Genomic DNA, 16,650 nt, shown 5'->3' with positions numbered 1-16,650 from the left:
ACGCTCCGTGCCTTTCATCGCATTATTTCAAATAAAGCTCTATAACCGTATCCCGTTCATCCGGCAGCTTGGCGCCCGAAAGACTGATAAAAGCGCCGCTCTCGATGTCGGAATACTCTTCGGCCATCCACGGCGTTTCCACCTTCAGCTCGGTACCGTCCCGCAGCAGCCTCGCCTTGACAATCTTCCCCTTCAAGCCTTCAAAATAGATCGGACCGATTCCCCGGTCATATACGTGGGCATACAGCTTATTGCCGTTCCGCGTATAGCGCCCCCATTCCGGCTTTGGCAAATCCGCCGCTCCGCAGCCGTAGATGCTGTCGCCGTTCAGCCGCAGCCATTCCCCTACTTCGCGCAGCACGTCCAGCATTTCCCGATTGATCTCTCCTTTGGCATCCGGTGCGACGTTGAGCAGCAGATTGCCGTTTTTACTGACGCATTCGACCAGCGTGCGGATGACCTGCTCGGCCGACTTGTAGTTTTTGTCGGTGGAATGATAGCCCCAATGGTCGTTCAGCGTAATGCACGCTTCCCAAGGAATGGAGTTGCCGTTCACGTCCACGATGCCCCCGGGCGGAATGATCTGCTCCGGCGAGAAGAAGTCGCCTGCATATTCTTCCGGCTCGGCCGCGCGGATATTGCCGCCCAATCGATTATCGATGATAATATCCGGCTGGATGGAACGGATCATGCGGACGAGCTCCGTCGCCTTCCATTTCTCGCCGGTCATGTTGTCATAGGAGAAATCGAACCACATGATGTCGATCTTGCCGTAGTTCGTCAGCAGTTCTTTCACCTGGCCGTGCATATAGGTCAAGTAACGGTCGAAATCGATAGGCTTATCTTTGGCCGCTTCATTGTCCCGATCCGGATGGGCCTTGTCTCCGTAGCCCGGATAATCGTCATGATGCCAATCGATGATGGAATAATAAAGGCCGACGGCGATTCCTTCTTCCCGAAAAGCTTCGACATATTCGCGAACGAGATCGCGGCCGGACGGCGTATTGGTCGCCTTGAAGTCGGTCAGCTTGCTGTCGAACAGACAGAAGCCGTCATGATGCTTTGTCGTCAGTACCGCGTACTTCTGACCGGCGGCCTTTGCCGCTTTCGCCCATTCCCTCGGGTTGTAGCGAGAGGCGTCGAATTCGTCGAAATACGCTTTATACTGCTCGAAGCTCATCCGCTCGTTGCCCCGAATCCATTCCCCTCTGGCGGGAATCGAATACAGCCCCCAATGAATGAACATGCCGAACCGGTCTTGCAAAAACCAGCGGGTTCTGTCCTCTCTCGTACTCATGCGGCAGCTCTCCATTTCCGTATAAATAACGCTAAAAAGCCGTTCCATCAAGAACCGTGAAATAAAGCGGCGGCGCCGATCAGACCGACATCGTCCTGCAAGCCGGCAGGCACGATCGTATAGGTGCCGAGGTAAGGCTTCATCACCAGCTTCTCCGTCTGAGCACGCAGTGCCGGAAAAAGCTGATCCCCCGCTTTGCTCACGCCGCCTCCGATGACGATGCGGTCAGGGTTGAACGTATGGACCGCATTCGCAAGACCGAGCGCCATGTAGTAAACCGCATGATCCACCACTTCGACGGCAACTGCATCTTCTTGCATGCACGCCTCGAACACGTGCTTCGATGATATCGCTTCATTGCGGGCCGCCGCCAATTCCGCAATGGCGGAAGGCCTGCTCCGCATAAGCTCCAGCGCCGAATTTCGGATAGCCGTTCCCGATGCGAACATTTCCCAGCAGCCTTTGTTGCCGCAGATGCACTCCGGACCGTTAGGCTCGATAATGTTGTGACCCAGCTCCCCGGCGAAGGAAGTGGTGCCGAGCAGCAGCTTTCCGTCCAACACGATCCCCGCTCCGATGCCCGTACTGAATGTGACGTATACCATGTTCTCGGACCGTTTGCCCGCGCCTCTGACATATTCGCCCCATGCCGCCGCATTCGCATCGTTGACGACCTGCACTTCGACACCTAGAGCCTCTCCCATCCACTTCTTCAAGGGGACATTCTCCCATTCCGGGAGGTTGGTGCCGTGAAGCACGATGCCTTCCTTGCTGTTGACCGCCCCCGGAGAAGCGAGCCCTACGCCGGACAGCGGATGTCCAAGAGAAACGGAGCGGACCATGTCGATCATGCGCTGCACGACTTCTTCCGCCGTACGCGCATTGGCCGTTTCCATCCGTTCCCGGTTCAAAATTTCGCCCTTCGAATCGAAAAGGGCAGCCGCTATTTTCGTTCCGCCAAGATCGATGCCTACTACGTATTGTTCTGTATTTTGCAAGATGATTCACCTTTTTTCAAAATCTATGATCGGCCGTATCTAAGAAGTTTGTCGGATAACGCCCGCAGTTGCACGGGATCGATCGGCGCCAGTCCGGAACGGCCGAAGCGAACCGCCGAGCCGAAATGCACCTCGGTTACCCCGGTTTGTTCAATGAAAGATTCGATTCCTTCCGGAGTAAGCCCGTTGCCTGCCAAAATGCGCAGCGTCGTACCTTCCGCCGCCTCAACCAGCTTCCGGATAGCCGGCACCGACTCTGGAGCCGGTCTCGGCCCGCCCGAAGTGAGCACGCGGGTAATTTGCGGGTAGCGAAGCAGCGTCTGCAGTCCCGCGAACTGGTCGTCCAGCTCGTCGAAAGCCCGGTGAAACGTCACTTGAAGCCCTTCGGCCCATGGAAGCATCGCTTCAAGCGCTATATCGTCAATCCGTCCGTCAGCCGTCAGAGCGCCGACAACGATGCCGGCCGCTCCTGTGGAGGAGATGGACTTGATCTCCGCGATCATCGTCTCCAGATCGTGCTGGTCGTACACGAAGGAGCGGCTGTGCGGTCTGACCATAACGTGAACCGGTATTCGTACCGTTTGGACGACTTGCCGAACCAAGCCGATGCCCGGCGTCAGCCCGCCTTCGGTGATGGCCGTGATCAGTTCCAGCCGATCGGCCCCGTTGTCCTCGGCTTTTAGCGCGTCGTCCATACACGTAGCAATTACTTCCAGCATCATAGTCGATATCTCCTGTTGTGCCAAATTATGCTTTCCGGGCATACTGAATCGCGTAATCCGCTAGCAGTCTCGCCCCATATCCCGTAGCTCCCGCCTCCGCGTAGCCGACGTCCTGCTTATATTGCACAGTGCCTGCCATATCGATATGAACCCAGCCCGCCGATTCGGGAACGAAGCGCCGGATAAACAGCGCCGCGACGATCGCGCCGGCCAATGTCGACGTGCCGACATTGCGCAGGTCGGCATAATGGCTTTTCAGCTCCGATTCATACTCGTCCATCAGGGGCATTGGCCACAGCCGTTCCCCGTTGCGCTCACCGATCTCGACCAAGCTGCTCGTCATCCCGGAGTCGCCCCAAATTCCCGCGATGCTTAGCCCAAGCGCATCCCCGACATTGCCTGTCAGCGTGGCAATGTCGATGATCTGCGCCACGCCAAGCTTGGCGGCGTGGATCAGGGCGTCCGCCAGCACGAGCCGTCCTTCTCCGTCCGTATTCGCTACTTGAACGGTTAAGCCGTTCGGGTAAGTGATGACGGACGAAGGCAGCGTGGAGCGGGCGTCCGGAACATTATCCGCGACGGCGATCAGGGCGGTTATGCGAGCCTTCGCATTTTGCCGGACAACGATGTCCAGCGCGCCGATGACGGCCGCCGCTCCGCCCATGTCCATCCGGGCATCGCTGATGTCGCGGCCCGTCTTCGCGTTCATGCCGCCCATGTCGAAGGTGATCGCTTTACCGACCAGCGCCAGCAACGGCGCATCAGGTTCGGAGCTTCCTTCGTAGCGGAGCTCGATAAGCGCCGGTGCATACATGCTGCCGGCTCCTACCGTCAGCAAGCCTTTCATGCCTCGGTCGATCAGCTCTTGTCCCCGATAAACGTGGATGCTGACCGGCCTGTCCTTGAACAGCTCAATGGTCCATTGTACGAAAGTATCCGGGTTCAGTGCGTCGGGCGTCTCATTTACCCAGTCCCGCGTCAAATTGGTGCCTTCCGCCCTATGCCGGGCGAGTGCGATAACGGCCTCCAGCTCGGCAAGCGACAGCTCGGCCCATTCCTCCGATCGGAGATTCAAGCCGACTTCGCCTGATATTCTCGTCCGGCTTCGATACTTGTCGAATCGGTACAAGCCGAGCAGCCATCCTTCGATCCAGGCTTGCAGCCATTCTGCTGCCGCCTCTTTGCTTCCGCTGCAATTCCCTTCCGCCTTCGCTGCCGAGCCCCGCGCGAGCGTTCCGCCGCTTCGTCCTTCCAGCAGCAAGGCGCGAGCCGCGGCTCCGCCGGAACGGCGAATTCGCTCCATCGTCAGTTGGCGGCGCTGCCCCATTCCTGCGGAGAGCGCATCCGGTTCGCCTTCCGAGCGGCCATACAGCCATGTTATCGTACCCGGCTGCTTGTGCCCTTCGCCGAGCGGGTACAGGAACGTTTCCCCTGAGTAAGCCGGATGGATGTGAACATCCGCCGATTCGGACTTATCGATTGAAATATGCATGGCGATCCCTTCTTCAACAATGATTATGAGGATTATTTCGCGCTTCTCATGCTCTCTTCATCGTATAAATGACAGGCAACTTGATGGCCCGGCTCCACTTCTTTGAATACCGGCACCTTCTGCTTGCAAATTTCCATACACGACGGACAGCGGGTATGAAACCGGCAGCCTGACGGCGGATCGACCGGGCTCGGCAAGTCGCCTTTCAAAATGATGCGTTCCTTCTTCTTGCTCGGATCGGGTACCGGCACGGACGAGAGCAGTGCCTGCGTATACGGATGAAGCGGACGTTCGTATAGTGTATCTTTGTCGGCCGTCTCTACCAGCGTGCCAAGGTACATAACGCCGATGCGGTCGCTTATATGCTCCACGACGCTAAGATCGTGAGAAATGAACAAGTACGTGAGGCCGTACTCCTCTTGAAGATCCTGAAGCAGGTTCAGCACCTGGGACTGGATCGACACATCGAGCGCCGATACGGGCTCGTCGGCCACTATCAAGCTGGGACGCACGGATAGCGCCCGCGCGATGCCGATCCGCTGCCGCTGGCCTCCGCTGAACTCATGGGCGTAACGCTCGGCATGCAAGCTGCTGAGCCCTACTGTCTCCAGCAGCTCATGCGCCAGCTTGTCCCTTTCCTTCGGGCTGAGCTTCGTATGGATGAGCAGCGGCTCGGCTACGAGCTCCTTTACTTTCATCCGCGGATTCAGCGAGGCGTATGGGTCTTGAAATACCATTTGCATATGTTTGCGGATCGGACGCATCTGATTGTCGTTCAGCCCGCTAATGTTTTGTCCGTTAAACCATACTTCTCCGCCGTTAGGCTTAAGCAGACGGGTTACGAGCCGTCCCGTCGTCGACTTGCCGCAGCCGCTCTCGCCCACTAGGCTGAACGTTTCCCCTTTGCGGATCGCAAACGAAATGCCGTCCACCGCGCGCAAATGTTTGGCGGCTCCGAACCAGCCTTTTTTCACGGTAAAAGATTTCTGCAATCCTTTCACTTCAACCAGCGGAGTCTCTTTCATGCGCTTTCTCCTCCTTCCGGTCTATCCGATTCCGTTAACCAACAGCGGCTTTTGCGGTCCGTCGACCCTTCGATGGGCAGAAGCTCGGGTTCCTGTTCGAGACAGCGTTCCATCGCGTGCGGGCAGCGCGGGGCAAATTTACAGCCACGGGGCATGGCGCTCAAATCCGGGACGTTGCCCGGAATGGAATCCAGCCGGCGAACTTTCTGACGCAGCTTCGGTACGGAATGAATCAGTCCTTTCGTATACGGGTGCTGCGGCCGCTCGAACAGATCCTCCACCGACGCCTCTTCGACGACCCGTCCCGCGTACATGACGACGACCCGGTCGCACATTTCCGCAACGACGCCCAGATCATGCGTAATGAGCAGCATACCCATGTCCTGCTCTTCCTTCAACCGCTTCATCAAATCGAGAATTTGCGCCTGAATCGTCACGTCGAGCGCCGTTGTCGGCTCATCGGCAATGAGCAGCTTCGGGCCGCACGCCATCGCCATCGCGATCATCACACGCTGCCTCATCCCTCCGGACAGCTGGTGCGGATATTCGTCCACCACTTCCTCGGCGCGGGGAATCCCTACAAGCTTCAACGTATGGATCGCATGCTCCCGCGCGCGCTTCCGGCCATAGCCGAGATGCAGCATAATCGGCTCTTCCAGCTGCCGGCCAATACGCAGCACCGGATTCAGCGAGGTCATCGGCTCTTGAAAAATCATCGCCAATTCGTTCCCGCGAAACCGTCGCATCTCCTTCTCCTGCAGCTTCGTCAGGTCGGTTCCCTCGAAGAGTACCGCACCCCCGGCGATCCGTCCCGGAGTATCTTTGAGCAAGCGCATGATCGACAAGGAGGTTACGCTTTTGCCGCAGCCGGATTCGCCGACAAGGCCGAGCACTTCGCCTTTATTTATATGAAAGTCGACGCCGGACACCGCCATTACGCTGCCGCCATCGCGTCTGAACTCCGTTTTCAATCCTTGTACTTCAAGCAATTTAGGCGTCACGGTCTGGCCCCCCCATTAATTTTTCGTCTTGGGATCAAGAGCATCACGCAGTCCGTCCCCAACCAGGTTAAAAGCAAGTACGGTCAAAAAGATCGCCGCTCCGGGAATGTATACGATATGCGGCGCAATGCTCAAATAGTCGCGGCCCATGCTGAGCATGGCTCCCCAGTCCGGCTCGGTCGGCTTCGCGCCCATGCCGAGAAAGCTGAGCGAAGATGCGGCCAAAATAGCGCCGCCGATTTTCATCGTCACATTGACAATAACGCTCGGAATCGTCTCCGGGAAAATATGCTTCCATATAATGCGTCCGTCTTTCGCACCCATGGAGCGGGCCGCTTCCACGAACAATGTTTCTTTGGACGATAGCGTAACGCTGCGGATGATCCGGGCGAATGAAGGAGTGCCGAACACCGCTACCGCAATGACTACATTGGACAATCCGGGACCAAGAATGGCGACGATCCCGATAGCAAGCAGCAGATCCGGAAACGAGAACAGCACGTCGCTGCTCCGCATAATAAGCCGATCCAGCCACCCGCCGTAATAACCGCTCAACAGCCCGAGAACCGTTCCGAAAATCGCCGCAATAAGCACGGCGCTCAAGCTGACCGCAAGCGTCAGTTGCGTTCCGTCGATAAGACGGCTCATAATATCCCGCCCATACTCGTCCGTTCCCGCCCAATGAGCGGCCGACGGAGGAGACATGAGCGCGTCGTAATCCGGTTCGTTCGGGTCATACGGCGTAAGGCTGGAACCGAATATGGCGACAATCGCCAGCAATATAATGAAGATACCCGCCGCCAGCGACAATCTTTGCTTGCTGAACTTGCGGAAAAACTCGGCTGCGCGGCTTTTGGCGCGCCTCGGTTTATGCGTTTCGGAGGATGCGGTCCCCTTAATCGTCGAATCGTTGTTCATTATGTCCCCTCCTAGCTCGACGCATACCGGATTTTCGGATTCAGTACACCGTACAGCAAATCGACGATCAGATTGATGAGAATGAACTGAGTTGCAAACAATAGAAGCAGTGCCTGAATGACGGTATAATCTCTAAACGCGATCGAGTCGACCAGCAATCTTCCCAAACCCGGAATACTGAAGACGGTCTCCACCATAACCGAGCCGCCAAGCAGGAATCCGAATTGCAGACCGGCAATCGTTACGACTTGGATCAAGGAATTGCGCAGCGCATGACGGCCGACAACGACAAATTCCCGCAGGCCTTTCGCGCGTCCCGTCCGAATATAATCCTCTCGCATCGTTTCCAGCATCGACGATCTGGAGAATCGGGCAAGCATCGACATAATGCCCGCTCCCAGCGTAAGTGACGGCAGTACATAGGATTTCCAAGAATCTACGCCGCCCGTAGGAAACCAGCCCAGCTGGACCGAGAAAATTTGAATAAGCACAAGACCGAGCCAAAAGCCGGGAACGGAAATACCGGAAATCGCCGTCAGCATGCCGACATAATCCGGCCACCGGTTGCGGTTAACCGCCGAGATCGTACCGATCAGCAATCCGATGACAAGCGCCCACCCAAGGCTCAAAAAGGTGAGAACGATCGTCGGGACAAATCTGCTCTTCAGCATATCGGAAACCGGCAGGCCGGAACGCAACGAGCTGCCCAAGTCTCCGTGCAGCAGCTTGTCCATATAATGAATATATTGCTGCCACAGCGGCAAATTCAGCCCGAGCTGCTCGCGTATGCCGTTAATTTCTTCCAGCGTGGCGTCTTTGCCTGCAACCAGCCTCGCCGGATCGCCGGGTATCAAATGGATGAACATGAAGATGAGCACCGATACGACGAATAGCAGCGGAATTACTCCTAGAAGTCTTTGAAACGCGTATCTTCCCAACGCGACAGCCTCCCTTCATCACGATAGTACATAACAGGGGCCGTTCCGCAGCAACAGACAGAAACGGCCCCGTTATCTAAACAAATGTTACTGCTTCACTTCCGCATCGCGAACGCTGATCGAGCCGTCCGGGAATACTTTCACGCCGTTCAAGTAAGCTCTCTTGCCCGAGATGACTTGGTCGACTCCCATGAAAGCCCACGGAGCGTCTTGCCAGATTTGCTTCTGAATATCGGCATAGATGGAGCCGGCTTGCTTCGGATCGGTCGCTTTGTTGGCATCCGCAATCCATTTATCGACATTCGCGTTTTTGTAATATGCGGTGTTCGCTCCGGCAGGAGGGAACATCTCGCTGCTGAACAAGCCTCTTGTCGCCCCATCCGCATCGCCGGAAGATGGGGACCAGCTTACGTACCACATTTGAATTTTGGCCTCTTGAGGCGTTTTGGCGGAGTTGATTTGCTGCGACAGCGTGCCGCCTTCCATCGATTTTACATCCAGCTTAATACCGACCAGAGCCAGCTGCTGCTGAATGAACTGCATGCCTTTCATCGTTTCGGAATCGTTCTCGCCCCAAATCTCCGCGCTGAATCCGTCAGGATAGCCCGCCTCGGCAAGCAGCTTTTTCGCTTTGGCCACATCGTAATCGTAGCCGGTTTGCTTGGAGTAGTACTGGGTTTTGGAAGACATCGTAGAATCCAGCTTCGCGCCCAAACCGGATTTGACTACCTTGATATATGCATCTTTGTTGATCGCGTAGTTGATCGCTTGGCGCACCTTCACATCGTCGAACGGTTTCTTCATCGTGTTCAGCGTAACGTAACGGACGATCGTCGAATCGATTTTGTCCACGACGATGTCCTTCTGTCCTTCCACCTCGGATACTTGCTCCGTCGGCATCGGATAGATGAAGTCCGCTTCGCCCGTCTTCAGCATTGCGATCCGGGAACCGTTCTCCGGTACCGGCTTGAACGTAATGCTTTCGACCTTAGGCAAATCTTTCTGGCGGTAATCGGCATTTTTCACGACAACAAGCCGGTCGCCCTGCACCCATTCCTTGAACTTGAACGGACCTGTTCCTACCGGGTTTTTCCCGATATTGTCGCCTTGCTCTTTCAAAGCTTTCGGGCTGACCATCAGAGCCATCGCCATTTTGTTCAAGAACGCGTTATACGGTTCGCTTAACGTAATGACGACCGTTTTGGCGTCGGGAGCGGCAACGTTGGTTACCTTCGCGAAGCTTTTGCGCAGCTTCAGGTTGTTTTTCTCGTCGCGGATGCGATCCAGATTGATTTTGACCGCTTCCGCATTGAAATCCGTACCGTCATGGAACTTGACATTCTCTTTCAAAGTAAAGGTATACACGAGACCGTCATCGCTAATTTTGTGGGAAGCGGCCAGTATCGGCACGACATTCATATTCTCGTCAAAGCCCATCAAGCCTTCATACATCGTTCTTGCGCCGGTAATCGAATGAGTATCGCTCGTATTGTGGGGGTCCAGCGTAATAAAATTGGCGTTGATGGCGATCACGATATCTTTATTGTTTTTGGAGACCGCTTTCGTGCCTTCGCCCTTGCCGGCATTTGCGTTGTCTGTACCGGCTTTGCCGCCGCAGCCTGCGGCTACAACCGCTATCATTAGCAGCAGCATAAGCGTCGACCATGTTCTTCCTTTACCCTTCATTTGTGTCACTCCCCATAGATGATTTATATAGAATCACTCCGTACCCCGATTGATCCGGGAAAGGAAGTTATTCTCGGGTCAAGCTTTCAGCTTAAAAACCGCCCGGCGCTCTCCGACTTCCGTCCCTCCGTCATTGACGATGGTATTCGGAACGAGCTTGTACAGCCGATCGATCGTCTCTTGATTGCCATATCCGATGCTCTCCAAAATCGAGGCGATGATGCACGGCCATACTTGCTCGGAGCCGTCGGATACTTTAAGCGAGATGCCTAGACGTTCCTTTCTCAAACCGATGCCGTACACGCCCTTCGCCCCGCCTTTGGCCGTCAGGTTCGAATCCTTGAGCAGCTCCGAGCAAACGAATTTCGTATCCGCTATCATATCGGGGTATTCGTTCATGAGCCGGGCCATTCTGGCCGCGGCATCGCGTGTATCCGTATCCTCGATGAGATCCGGGCATGCCAGCTTCAAGAACGAGTAAGCGATTTTATGCAACGGAAGCGCGAATATCGGCAGTCCGCAGCCGTCAACGCCTTGCGGAATCGAAGCTTCCGGAACTTCCGCGAAGGAAGCGAGCGTCTGAACGATTTCTTGCTGAACGGGATGATTCGGATCGTAATAAGTATGCTCATCCCAGCCCATACGCTTGCACAGCGCGATAAGTCCGGTATGCTTGCCGGAACAGTTGTGAAAAATTTTTCGCTTCGCTTCCCGGTCCCGATGCCGTTGCGCCTTGGCTTCCTCGTTGAGCGGGTACGTTGCGCAGCAATGAAGCGCTTCTTCCTTGATCCCCGTCTTATCGAGCATCGATTCCAAAGCTTCGATATGAAAAGCTTCTCCCCGGTGCGATGCGGCAAACAAAGCGGTTTCATGGCCGGCAAGACCGTATACCTCGTCAATACGCCGCTTCATGGCAGGCATCGCCTGAAACGGCTTGGCCGCCGATCGCAGAAACGTAACATGCTCCGGATCGCCTGCCGAATACAATATATGGCCTTTCTCGTCGACTATGGCAATCGCACCATAATGTACATTCTCCAGCACGCCGCCGCGGTATTCTTCGACTAATGGCGTAAACCTCATCCTCGTACCCTCCCGAATTGTGCCTTACAGAAGCTTGTATGCTGCTACTCCAACGCAAAAAAACAATTTTGCGACATCAATCCCGAACCGATCACAACGCCTTGATCACTGAGCACCGAGCGCAGTATCGTGAACGTTCCACGCAATGGCTCCCACACGAACCTTGTAGAACATAGCTCCACTACTTCCTCGTAAATTTCCGGGAATTTGTCCGTAAGCTCGCCGCTCAGAATGACGCTGTCCGGGTTGTACATGCAAACGACGTTGTTAATCGTAATGGCCATGTACATGAGAGCGCGATCAATCAAGTATGTCGCCCAACGCTCTCCGGCCCTTCTCGCTTCGAACAGCTCTTCTATCGAGCGGATCGGACGAATTTTGTTCGCTTCCGACAACAACGAGTGAATATTGATGTACGTTTGAAGGCAGCCCGCCTTGCCGCAGTCGCACATCATCCCGTTCGGATCGATCGTCGTATGGCCGATTTCCCCGGCACTGTTCGTTTTCCCCCGGTAAATCTCTCCATCGACGATGAGCGCCGAGCCTACTCCGTTGCCGAAGCCGAGTAAGGCGGTCCGGTTCGATCCGATGGCAGCGCCCTTCATATGTTCGGCAAGCGCTTTCACTTTGAGCTCGTTGTCAATCGCCACATCGTAGCCGGTAATCTCCTTCAACCGATCGGCAAGCCGGACATTTTTCCAACCAAGCTGGACGGAGAAGATGACGACTCCCTTTTCGTTGTCCACAATCCCGGGCAGTCCGATGCCGATGCCGATCAATCGCGCGCAGTCGATATCATTCGACTTCGTCAACCGGTCGATCTCCGCACCGATGCGATCGAGCGTGATGTCCGCACCTTCGTCTGCAGGCCGGGGATAGGTGCCGCCGGCTACGACTTTCCCTTGGATGTCCACAATGCCGATTTGGATCTGATGGCGATCCAGCTCTACGCCGACAGAGAGTACCGCTGCATCCACCATCGCGAGCAGCGTGGACTTCCTGCCCAAACCGGCGGATACTTGTTCGGATTCGAGGAGATACCCTTCTTCCGTCAGCTCCCCGACAATACGGCTTATGGTCGTGGGACTCATTCCTGTCTGCTTGGCGATGGAAGCACGGGAGATCGGCTGCTGGTTTTTGATGATTTCAAAAACGGTGAGCCTGTTTTGCCGTTTCATAAAATCTTGATCGTGCTTTTTCACTATTCACCTCTCCATTATTTTCATCAATGGAATAAATAATTGCAATTTCTATCGATTGCTAGTCATAAATCTGGTAATTGTTAATTTTTCATGTTGTTTTTTATTTATATTCTCCAGTGGTATTAATAATATAGGATGCTTTCGAGGGCTGTCAATATTAAAATGCAATTCGAACAGGCTGCTATTTATAGATGACAGCAAAAAACCTTGCGCCGAAAAGACGCAAGGTTGTGGTATACCGAATTTATTACCAATCTCCCATTCCCAAGTTAAACTGCCAGATGACACCGAATTTATCGGTCACGCTGCCATAGTATTTGCTCCAGAAAGTCTCTTGAAGCTCCATCACTACGGTGCCGCCATCCTTCAGCTTATCGAATGCGGATTGTATTTCATCCTTGTCATTCGTTACAACGGAGAGGCTTATGTTGTTTCCCACTGTAAAAGGCATGCCTGGAAACACATCCGAAAACATGACGTTGCTGCCGCTGATCTTCAGGCGGGTGTGCATGATCAAAGATTTCGCTTCTTCCGGAAGCGGATATTCCGGGCTGGGCGGCACTTCCCCAAAGGTCATCATCTTTGGCTGTTCGGTTCCGAACACTTGCGCGTAATACTCCACCGCTTCGCGACAGTTTCCGTTAAAATTAAGGTAAACATCAACCGACACACAATTCACTCCTCTTCGAATGGTAATTTTAGACAAGCTTGGTTCGTTTCCAGTTTATCACGATTGCCGTACACAAGCAAAAGCTCTGCTTTGTCGACTCATTTATCATTAAAAAGTCATGCGTCAGGACACTGTGGCAGTCCCTTCGCATGACTGATATCATAAAAAATTGGCTTATTCCAACTATGATAACTTAATGAGTTGTCCTCCGTCTATAACCATACAATGCCCGGTCATATAACGGGATTCGTCGCTTGCGAGAAACAGTGCGGCATCCGCAACCTCTTCAGGCTGCCCGACCCGGCCCATCGGTATCGTTCGCAGATAGTCTCGTATCAACGGACCGTTGTCGATCACCGGCTTCGTCAATCTTGTCTCGATAAATCCCGGACAGAGCGAATTGACTCGTATACCGAGCGGCGCCAATTCGACCGCCATCGACATGGCCAGCAGGTTCATCCCGCCTTTGGACGCGTTATAGTGCGCCAAATTCGCTTCCGCGGCGAGTCCGTTGACGCTGGAGATGAAGATGACGGAGCCATGATGCTTCCTGTCCGCCATCTCCCGGCATACCCGCTGCGAGACCAAGAACGCGCCTTTTAAATTGATGTCGATGTGCCGGTCCCACTCTTCTTCCGTCATGTCCAGGAACGGTACGGGCGAGTTGATTCCGGCATTATGAACGAGTACATCGATTCGATCCCACCGCTCCAAAATTCCGTCGACCATCTTGTTGACTTGCGCACGATCCTGTACGTCGGACTCAAAAATCAGAGCTTCGCCGCCTATGTCCCGGATCATGGCCGCCGCTTCCTCGAGAGCGGGCTTTCCCCGTCCGCTAATCGCCACTTTGGCGCCCTCTTGCGCGAATCGGATCGCGATCGCCCGCCCGATTCCGAGCGATCCTCCTGTGATGAGTGCCGTCTTTTGCTGCAATCTCATGAAGAGAGAACTACTTTCTGTCCGGTTCTTGCCGATTCATCGATCGCAAAGCTGACTTCCATCGATTTGTAAGCGTCGAAAAAATCGCAGCGGGTTGATGTCTTCGTATGGATCGCATTCATAAAATCCGCCATTTCCTGCGCGAAAGGATGGTGCGACACGTCGCCGCTATCCGGCAATATCGTCGGGATCACCGCGTAATCCGTCTGCCCCGGAAGCTTATGGGTGTACAGATTATTGTCCATAACCGCCCCCTTCTCGCCAAGCAGATTCACGTTAAACCGGTACGGCGTCTTGCATTCGATCGATGACGACACTTTGCCGAGACCGCCGTTTTTCAGTTTAAAGATCGCGATCGTATTCGGATCGAATTCATAGTCCGAATGCGCCCAAGTTCGGCAGCTGTAGGCGGTCACTTCCGTGATGTCTCCGGCGAAATAACGCACCGCATCAACCGCATGGCAGCCTGCGGAGAGAATGCTGCTTCCTCCGGCCTCCTTCGTCCGGCTCCAGCTGTACTGCACGTAATGAGGTCCGATATGATGCCAATAATCGACCTGAGCCATATATACTCTGCCGAGCGCGTCATCATTAATAAGCGCTTTCGTAGATTCGAACATCGGATTCCAGCGCAAGACGAAGCTGACCACCGTGCGGATCGAAGCTTTGGAAATCGCATCGGCCATCAGCTCCAGCCCTTGCCGGTTCATCGTCATCGGTTTCTCGATGACGAGATGTTTGCCGTGCTTGGCGGCGATCGCGGCCTGTTCGGCGCGGATATCCGGGGTGGAGCATAGAACGACGGCGTCTACATTCGGATCTTTGATCATCTCGTCATAGGATGAGAATACGCGTGCTTCAATCCCGAAACCGGCCAATCTTGCCTTTGCACGCTCCGTATTTTGGGACACGATGCCGTACACCTCGGAATCGCTGCGCGCATGAATCGCTTTCAAATATTCTCCGGATACCCAACCGGTGCCGACAATCGCAAATTTTACTGTCATTTGACGCATCTCCTTTAAATGGTTACAGGATAGATATCCATGATCGCTATACCGGGAAGCGCACGGCGTTAGGACGAGTCCACGCCATATGCTGGATGAAGCCTTCCGCATACTTGCATCCCGCTTGAACGCCGCGGAATTTGCCTAAAGTTTCCATCATATCGAGTACGTCTACGTTGTCGTGCTCCTTCAGCCACACAAGCTGGCTTTGATGCTGCTTCAGCATTTCCGCCTTCGTGGCGAACGTTTCGGTAATATCGACATATAACGTCGGCTGAAAATCGATGCCGGACAAATTGTCCATATAGTACAGCGACGGCACTTTCCCGGCGTTCGGATACAGCTTGGAAGCGCCCGGCAGCGTCGCAAGAAACGTCGTATCGAACACGAGCTTATTGACCGCGACATGATCGGGCATGTAGTCGTTGGGAGCATGCGTAATGACCATATCCGGCTGCACTCTGCACAGCAAATCGATAAAAATCGTCCGATTGCCCTCATGATCGGCCAATATGATTCCATCCCGCATCCCGAGCGAGATGACCTCGCTGCCGATGATGGCTCCGGCCTGCCGGGCTTCGCCTTGGCGAATCGGAATAAGCTCCTCGGGCGGAATCCGGTAATGTCCCTTATCCCCGTCGCTTGCATGGCATATCGTTACTTGATGGCCCGCCTGCACGAGCTTTGCCAAAGTACCGGCACATGAGATTTCTATGTCGTCGGGATGCGCACCTATCGCCAACACGTTCAAAGCTCATCTCTCCTTGGTGAAAATACGCTGCTCATCTTACACTTCGTTCCAAACGCGTCTCGCATAATCGAATCCTTGCTTCGTGGCGCTGCGGCATTCTTCCACACCCTCGAACTCGATCGAAATAGGCCCGTCGTAGCCGGAGTGTTTGATCATTCGGATCATCTCGCGGACGTTAATATCGCCTTGGCCAAGTATCGAACCTCGCAGCTGATTGCCCCCTGCCGTTTTGAGCCAGCCAGGAAGCTTCTCGCCCGGGCTCCGGTCAGGCGTTCGAATGTAAAAATCTTTAAGGTGAACCATCGAGGCCAAGCTTATCGTTTTGCGCGCGCCGGAAAGCGGATCTTCGTCGACGCATAAAAAGTTGCCGGTATCGAGCGTTGCCCGGTAGTTGTCTCGGCCGACCGCATGAATCAAGCTTTGCACCCGTTCGCTCGCCTGAACGTAATAACCGTGGTTTTCGACGCTAGTCGTAATGCCGTACTGTGCCGCGTAGTCGGCAATGATCCTGCACGCCTCGGCGAGCTTGGGCAGATCACGATTGAAGTTGATGATCGAAGTATCCGCGAGCGGCCTTGATGCGACATCATGGCGCATCCGTTTCACCCCGAGACGATTCGCAATATCGACGTGCCGCTTCACGACTTCGATCAATCGCTCGTATTCGGGATCGTCAGCTGTAATAAAATTGACCGGCACGCAATAGTTGGACACATCAATTCCGACCTGCTCAGCTTTATGGCGAATGGCGTCGGCCAGCTCGGACTGCTCCAGCAAATCGAACCCGACCGGAACGATCTCGACATGCTCCCCTCCGGTGTCCGCTATCCATTCGACCACATCGAGCGGAGTCATTTGTTTGGCAACGATCGCTTGGCGCAAGCAGTGTAAGCCGATTCCGAGCTTCATAGGTTACCG

Annotated in this window: 16 protein-coding genes; all 16 read right to left on the bottom strand. The window is 54.6% G+C overall.

Going from position 1 to position 16,650, the window contains the following annotated elements:
* Positions 1–22 precede the first annotated feature (22 nt).
* Complete coding sequence (locus FE783_RS02950) at positions 23–1,297, bottom strand: alpha-L-fucosidase (protein WP_138877841.1); 1,275 nt, start codon at positions 1,295–1,297, stop codon at positions 23–25.
* Positions 1,298–1,344: 47 nt separating this feature from the next.
* Positions 1,345–2,295 carry an ROK family protein gene (locus tag FE783_RS02945; RefSeq protein ID WP_138877840.1) on the bottom strand — a complete coding sequence of 317 codons (951 nt, stop codon included), beginning with the start codon at positions 2,293–2,295 and terminating at the stop codon, positions 1,345–1,347.
* 23 nt (positions 2,296–2,318) lie between these two features.
* Positions 2,319–3,017, bottom strand: a complete 699-nt coding sequence (locus FE783_RS02940) for a copper homeostasis protein CutC (protein WP_138877839.1) — start codon at positions 3,015–3,017, stop codon at positions 2,319–2,321.
* Positions 3,018–3,042: 25 nt separating this feature from the next.
* Positions 3,043–4,509, bottom strand: coding sequence for a M17 family metallopeptidase (locus FE783_RS02935; RefSeq protein WP_138877838.1), 1,467 nt, complete (start codon positions 4,507–4,509; stop codon positions 3,043–3,045).
* 32 nt (positions 4,510–4,541) lie between these two features.
* Complete coding sequence (locus FE783_RS02930) at positions 4,542–5,534, bottom strand: ABC transporter ATP-binding protein (RefSeq protein ID WP_138877837.1); 993 nt, start codon at positions 5,532–5,534, stop codon at positions 4,542–4,544.
* Complete coding sequence (locus tag FE783_RS02925; RefSeq protein WP_138877836.1) at positions 5,531–6,535, bottom strand: ABC transporter ATP-binding protein; 1,005 nt, start codon at positions 6,533–6,535, stop codon at positions 5,531–5,533. Before FE783_RS02925 ends, FE783_RS02930 begins: the two co-directional genes overlap by 4 nt.
* A 15-nt stretch (positions 6,536–6,550) precedes the next feature.
* A complete protein-coding gene (locus tag FE783_RS02920) occupies positions 6,551–7,453 on the bottom strand; it encodes an ABC transporter permease (protein ID WP_138877835.1) in 903 nt (300 codons plus the stop codon).
* An 11-nt stretch (positions 7,454–7,464) separates the two neighbouring features.
* Positions 7,465–8,391 carry an ABC transporter permease subunit gene (locus FE783_RS02915; RefSeq protein ID WP_138877834.1) on the bottom strand — a complete coding sequence of 309 codons (927 nt, stop codon included), beginning with the start codon at positions 8,389–8,391 and terminating at the stop codon, positions 7,465–7,467.
* Positions 8,392–8,478: 87 nt separating this feature from the next.
* Positions 8,479–10,077: a glutathione ABC transporter substrate-binding protein gene (locus FE783_RS02910; protein WP_138877833.1), complete on the bottom strand. Its 1,599-nt coding sequence runs from the start codon at positions 10,075–10,077 to the stop codon at positions 8,479–8,481.
* Positions 10,078–10,155: 78 nt separating this feature from the next.
* Complete coding sequence (locus FE783_RS02905) at positions 10,156–11,160, bottom strand: asparaginase (protein ID WP_138877832.1); 1,005 nt, start codon at positions 11,158–11,160, stop codon at positions 10,156–10,158.
* Between the two features lie 44 nt (positions 11,161–11,204).
* The gene (locus FE783_RS02900) at positions 11,205–12,362 is read right to left on the bottom strand and encodes an ROK family transcriptional regulator (RefSeq protein WP_138877831.1); all 1,158 of its coding nucleotides are present in this window, start codon (positions 12,360–12,362) and stop codon (positions 11,205–11,207) included.
* Between the two features lie 247 nt (positions 12,363–12,609).
* Positions 12,610–13,032 (bottom strand): VOC family protein, encoded by a 423-nt coding sequence (locus tag FE783_RS02895; protein ID WP_138877830.1) that lies wholly within the window; start codon positions 13,030–13,032, stop codon positions 12,610–12,612.
* 183 nt (positions 13,033–13,215) lie between these two features.
* Entirely contained in the window at positions 13,216–13,974 is a 759-nt protein-coding gene (locus tag FE783_RS02890) for an SDR family NAD(P)-dependent oxidoreductase (RefSeq protein ID WP_138877829.1), read from the bottom strand.
* The gene (locus tag FE783_RS02885) at positions 13,971–14,981 is read right to left on the bottom strand and encodes a Gfo/Idh/MocA family protein (protein ID WP_138877828.1); all 1,011 of its coding nucleotides are present in this window, start codon (positions 14,979–14,981) and stop codon (positions 13,971–13,973) included. Before FE783_RS02885 ends, FE783_RS02890 begins: the two co-directional genes overlap by 4 nt.
* A gap of 46 nt (positions 14,982–15,027) precedes the next feature.
* Positions 15,028–15,726: a PIG-L deacetylase family protein gene (locus FE783_RS02880; RefSeq protein ID WP_238402865.1), complete on the bottom strand. Its 699-nt coding sequence runs from the start codon at positions 15,724–15,726 to the stop codon at positions 15,028–15,030.
* A 42-nt stretch (positions 15,727–15,768) separates the two neighbouring features.
* Complete coding sequence (locus tag FE783_RS02875) at positions 15,769–16,641, bottom strand: sugar phosphate isomerase/epimerase family protein (protein ID WP_138877826.1); 873 nt, start codon at positions 16,639–16,641, stop codon at positions 15,769–15,771.
* Positions 16,642–16,650 lie beyond the last annotated feature (9 nt).

The organism is Paenibacillus mesophilus (assembly GCF_005938385.1).
Classification (GTDB): domain Bacteria; phylum Bacillota; class Bacilli; order Paenibacillales; family NBRC-103111; genus Paenibacillus_AB; species Paenibacillus_AB mesophilus.
Note: the sequence above shows the minus strand (reverse complement) of the source record. Positions and strands in the feature narration are given on the sequence as shown.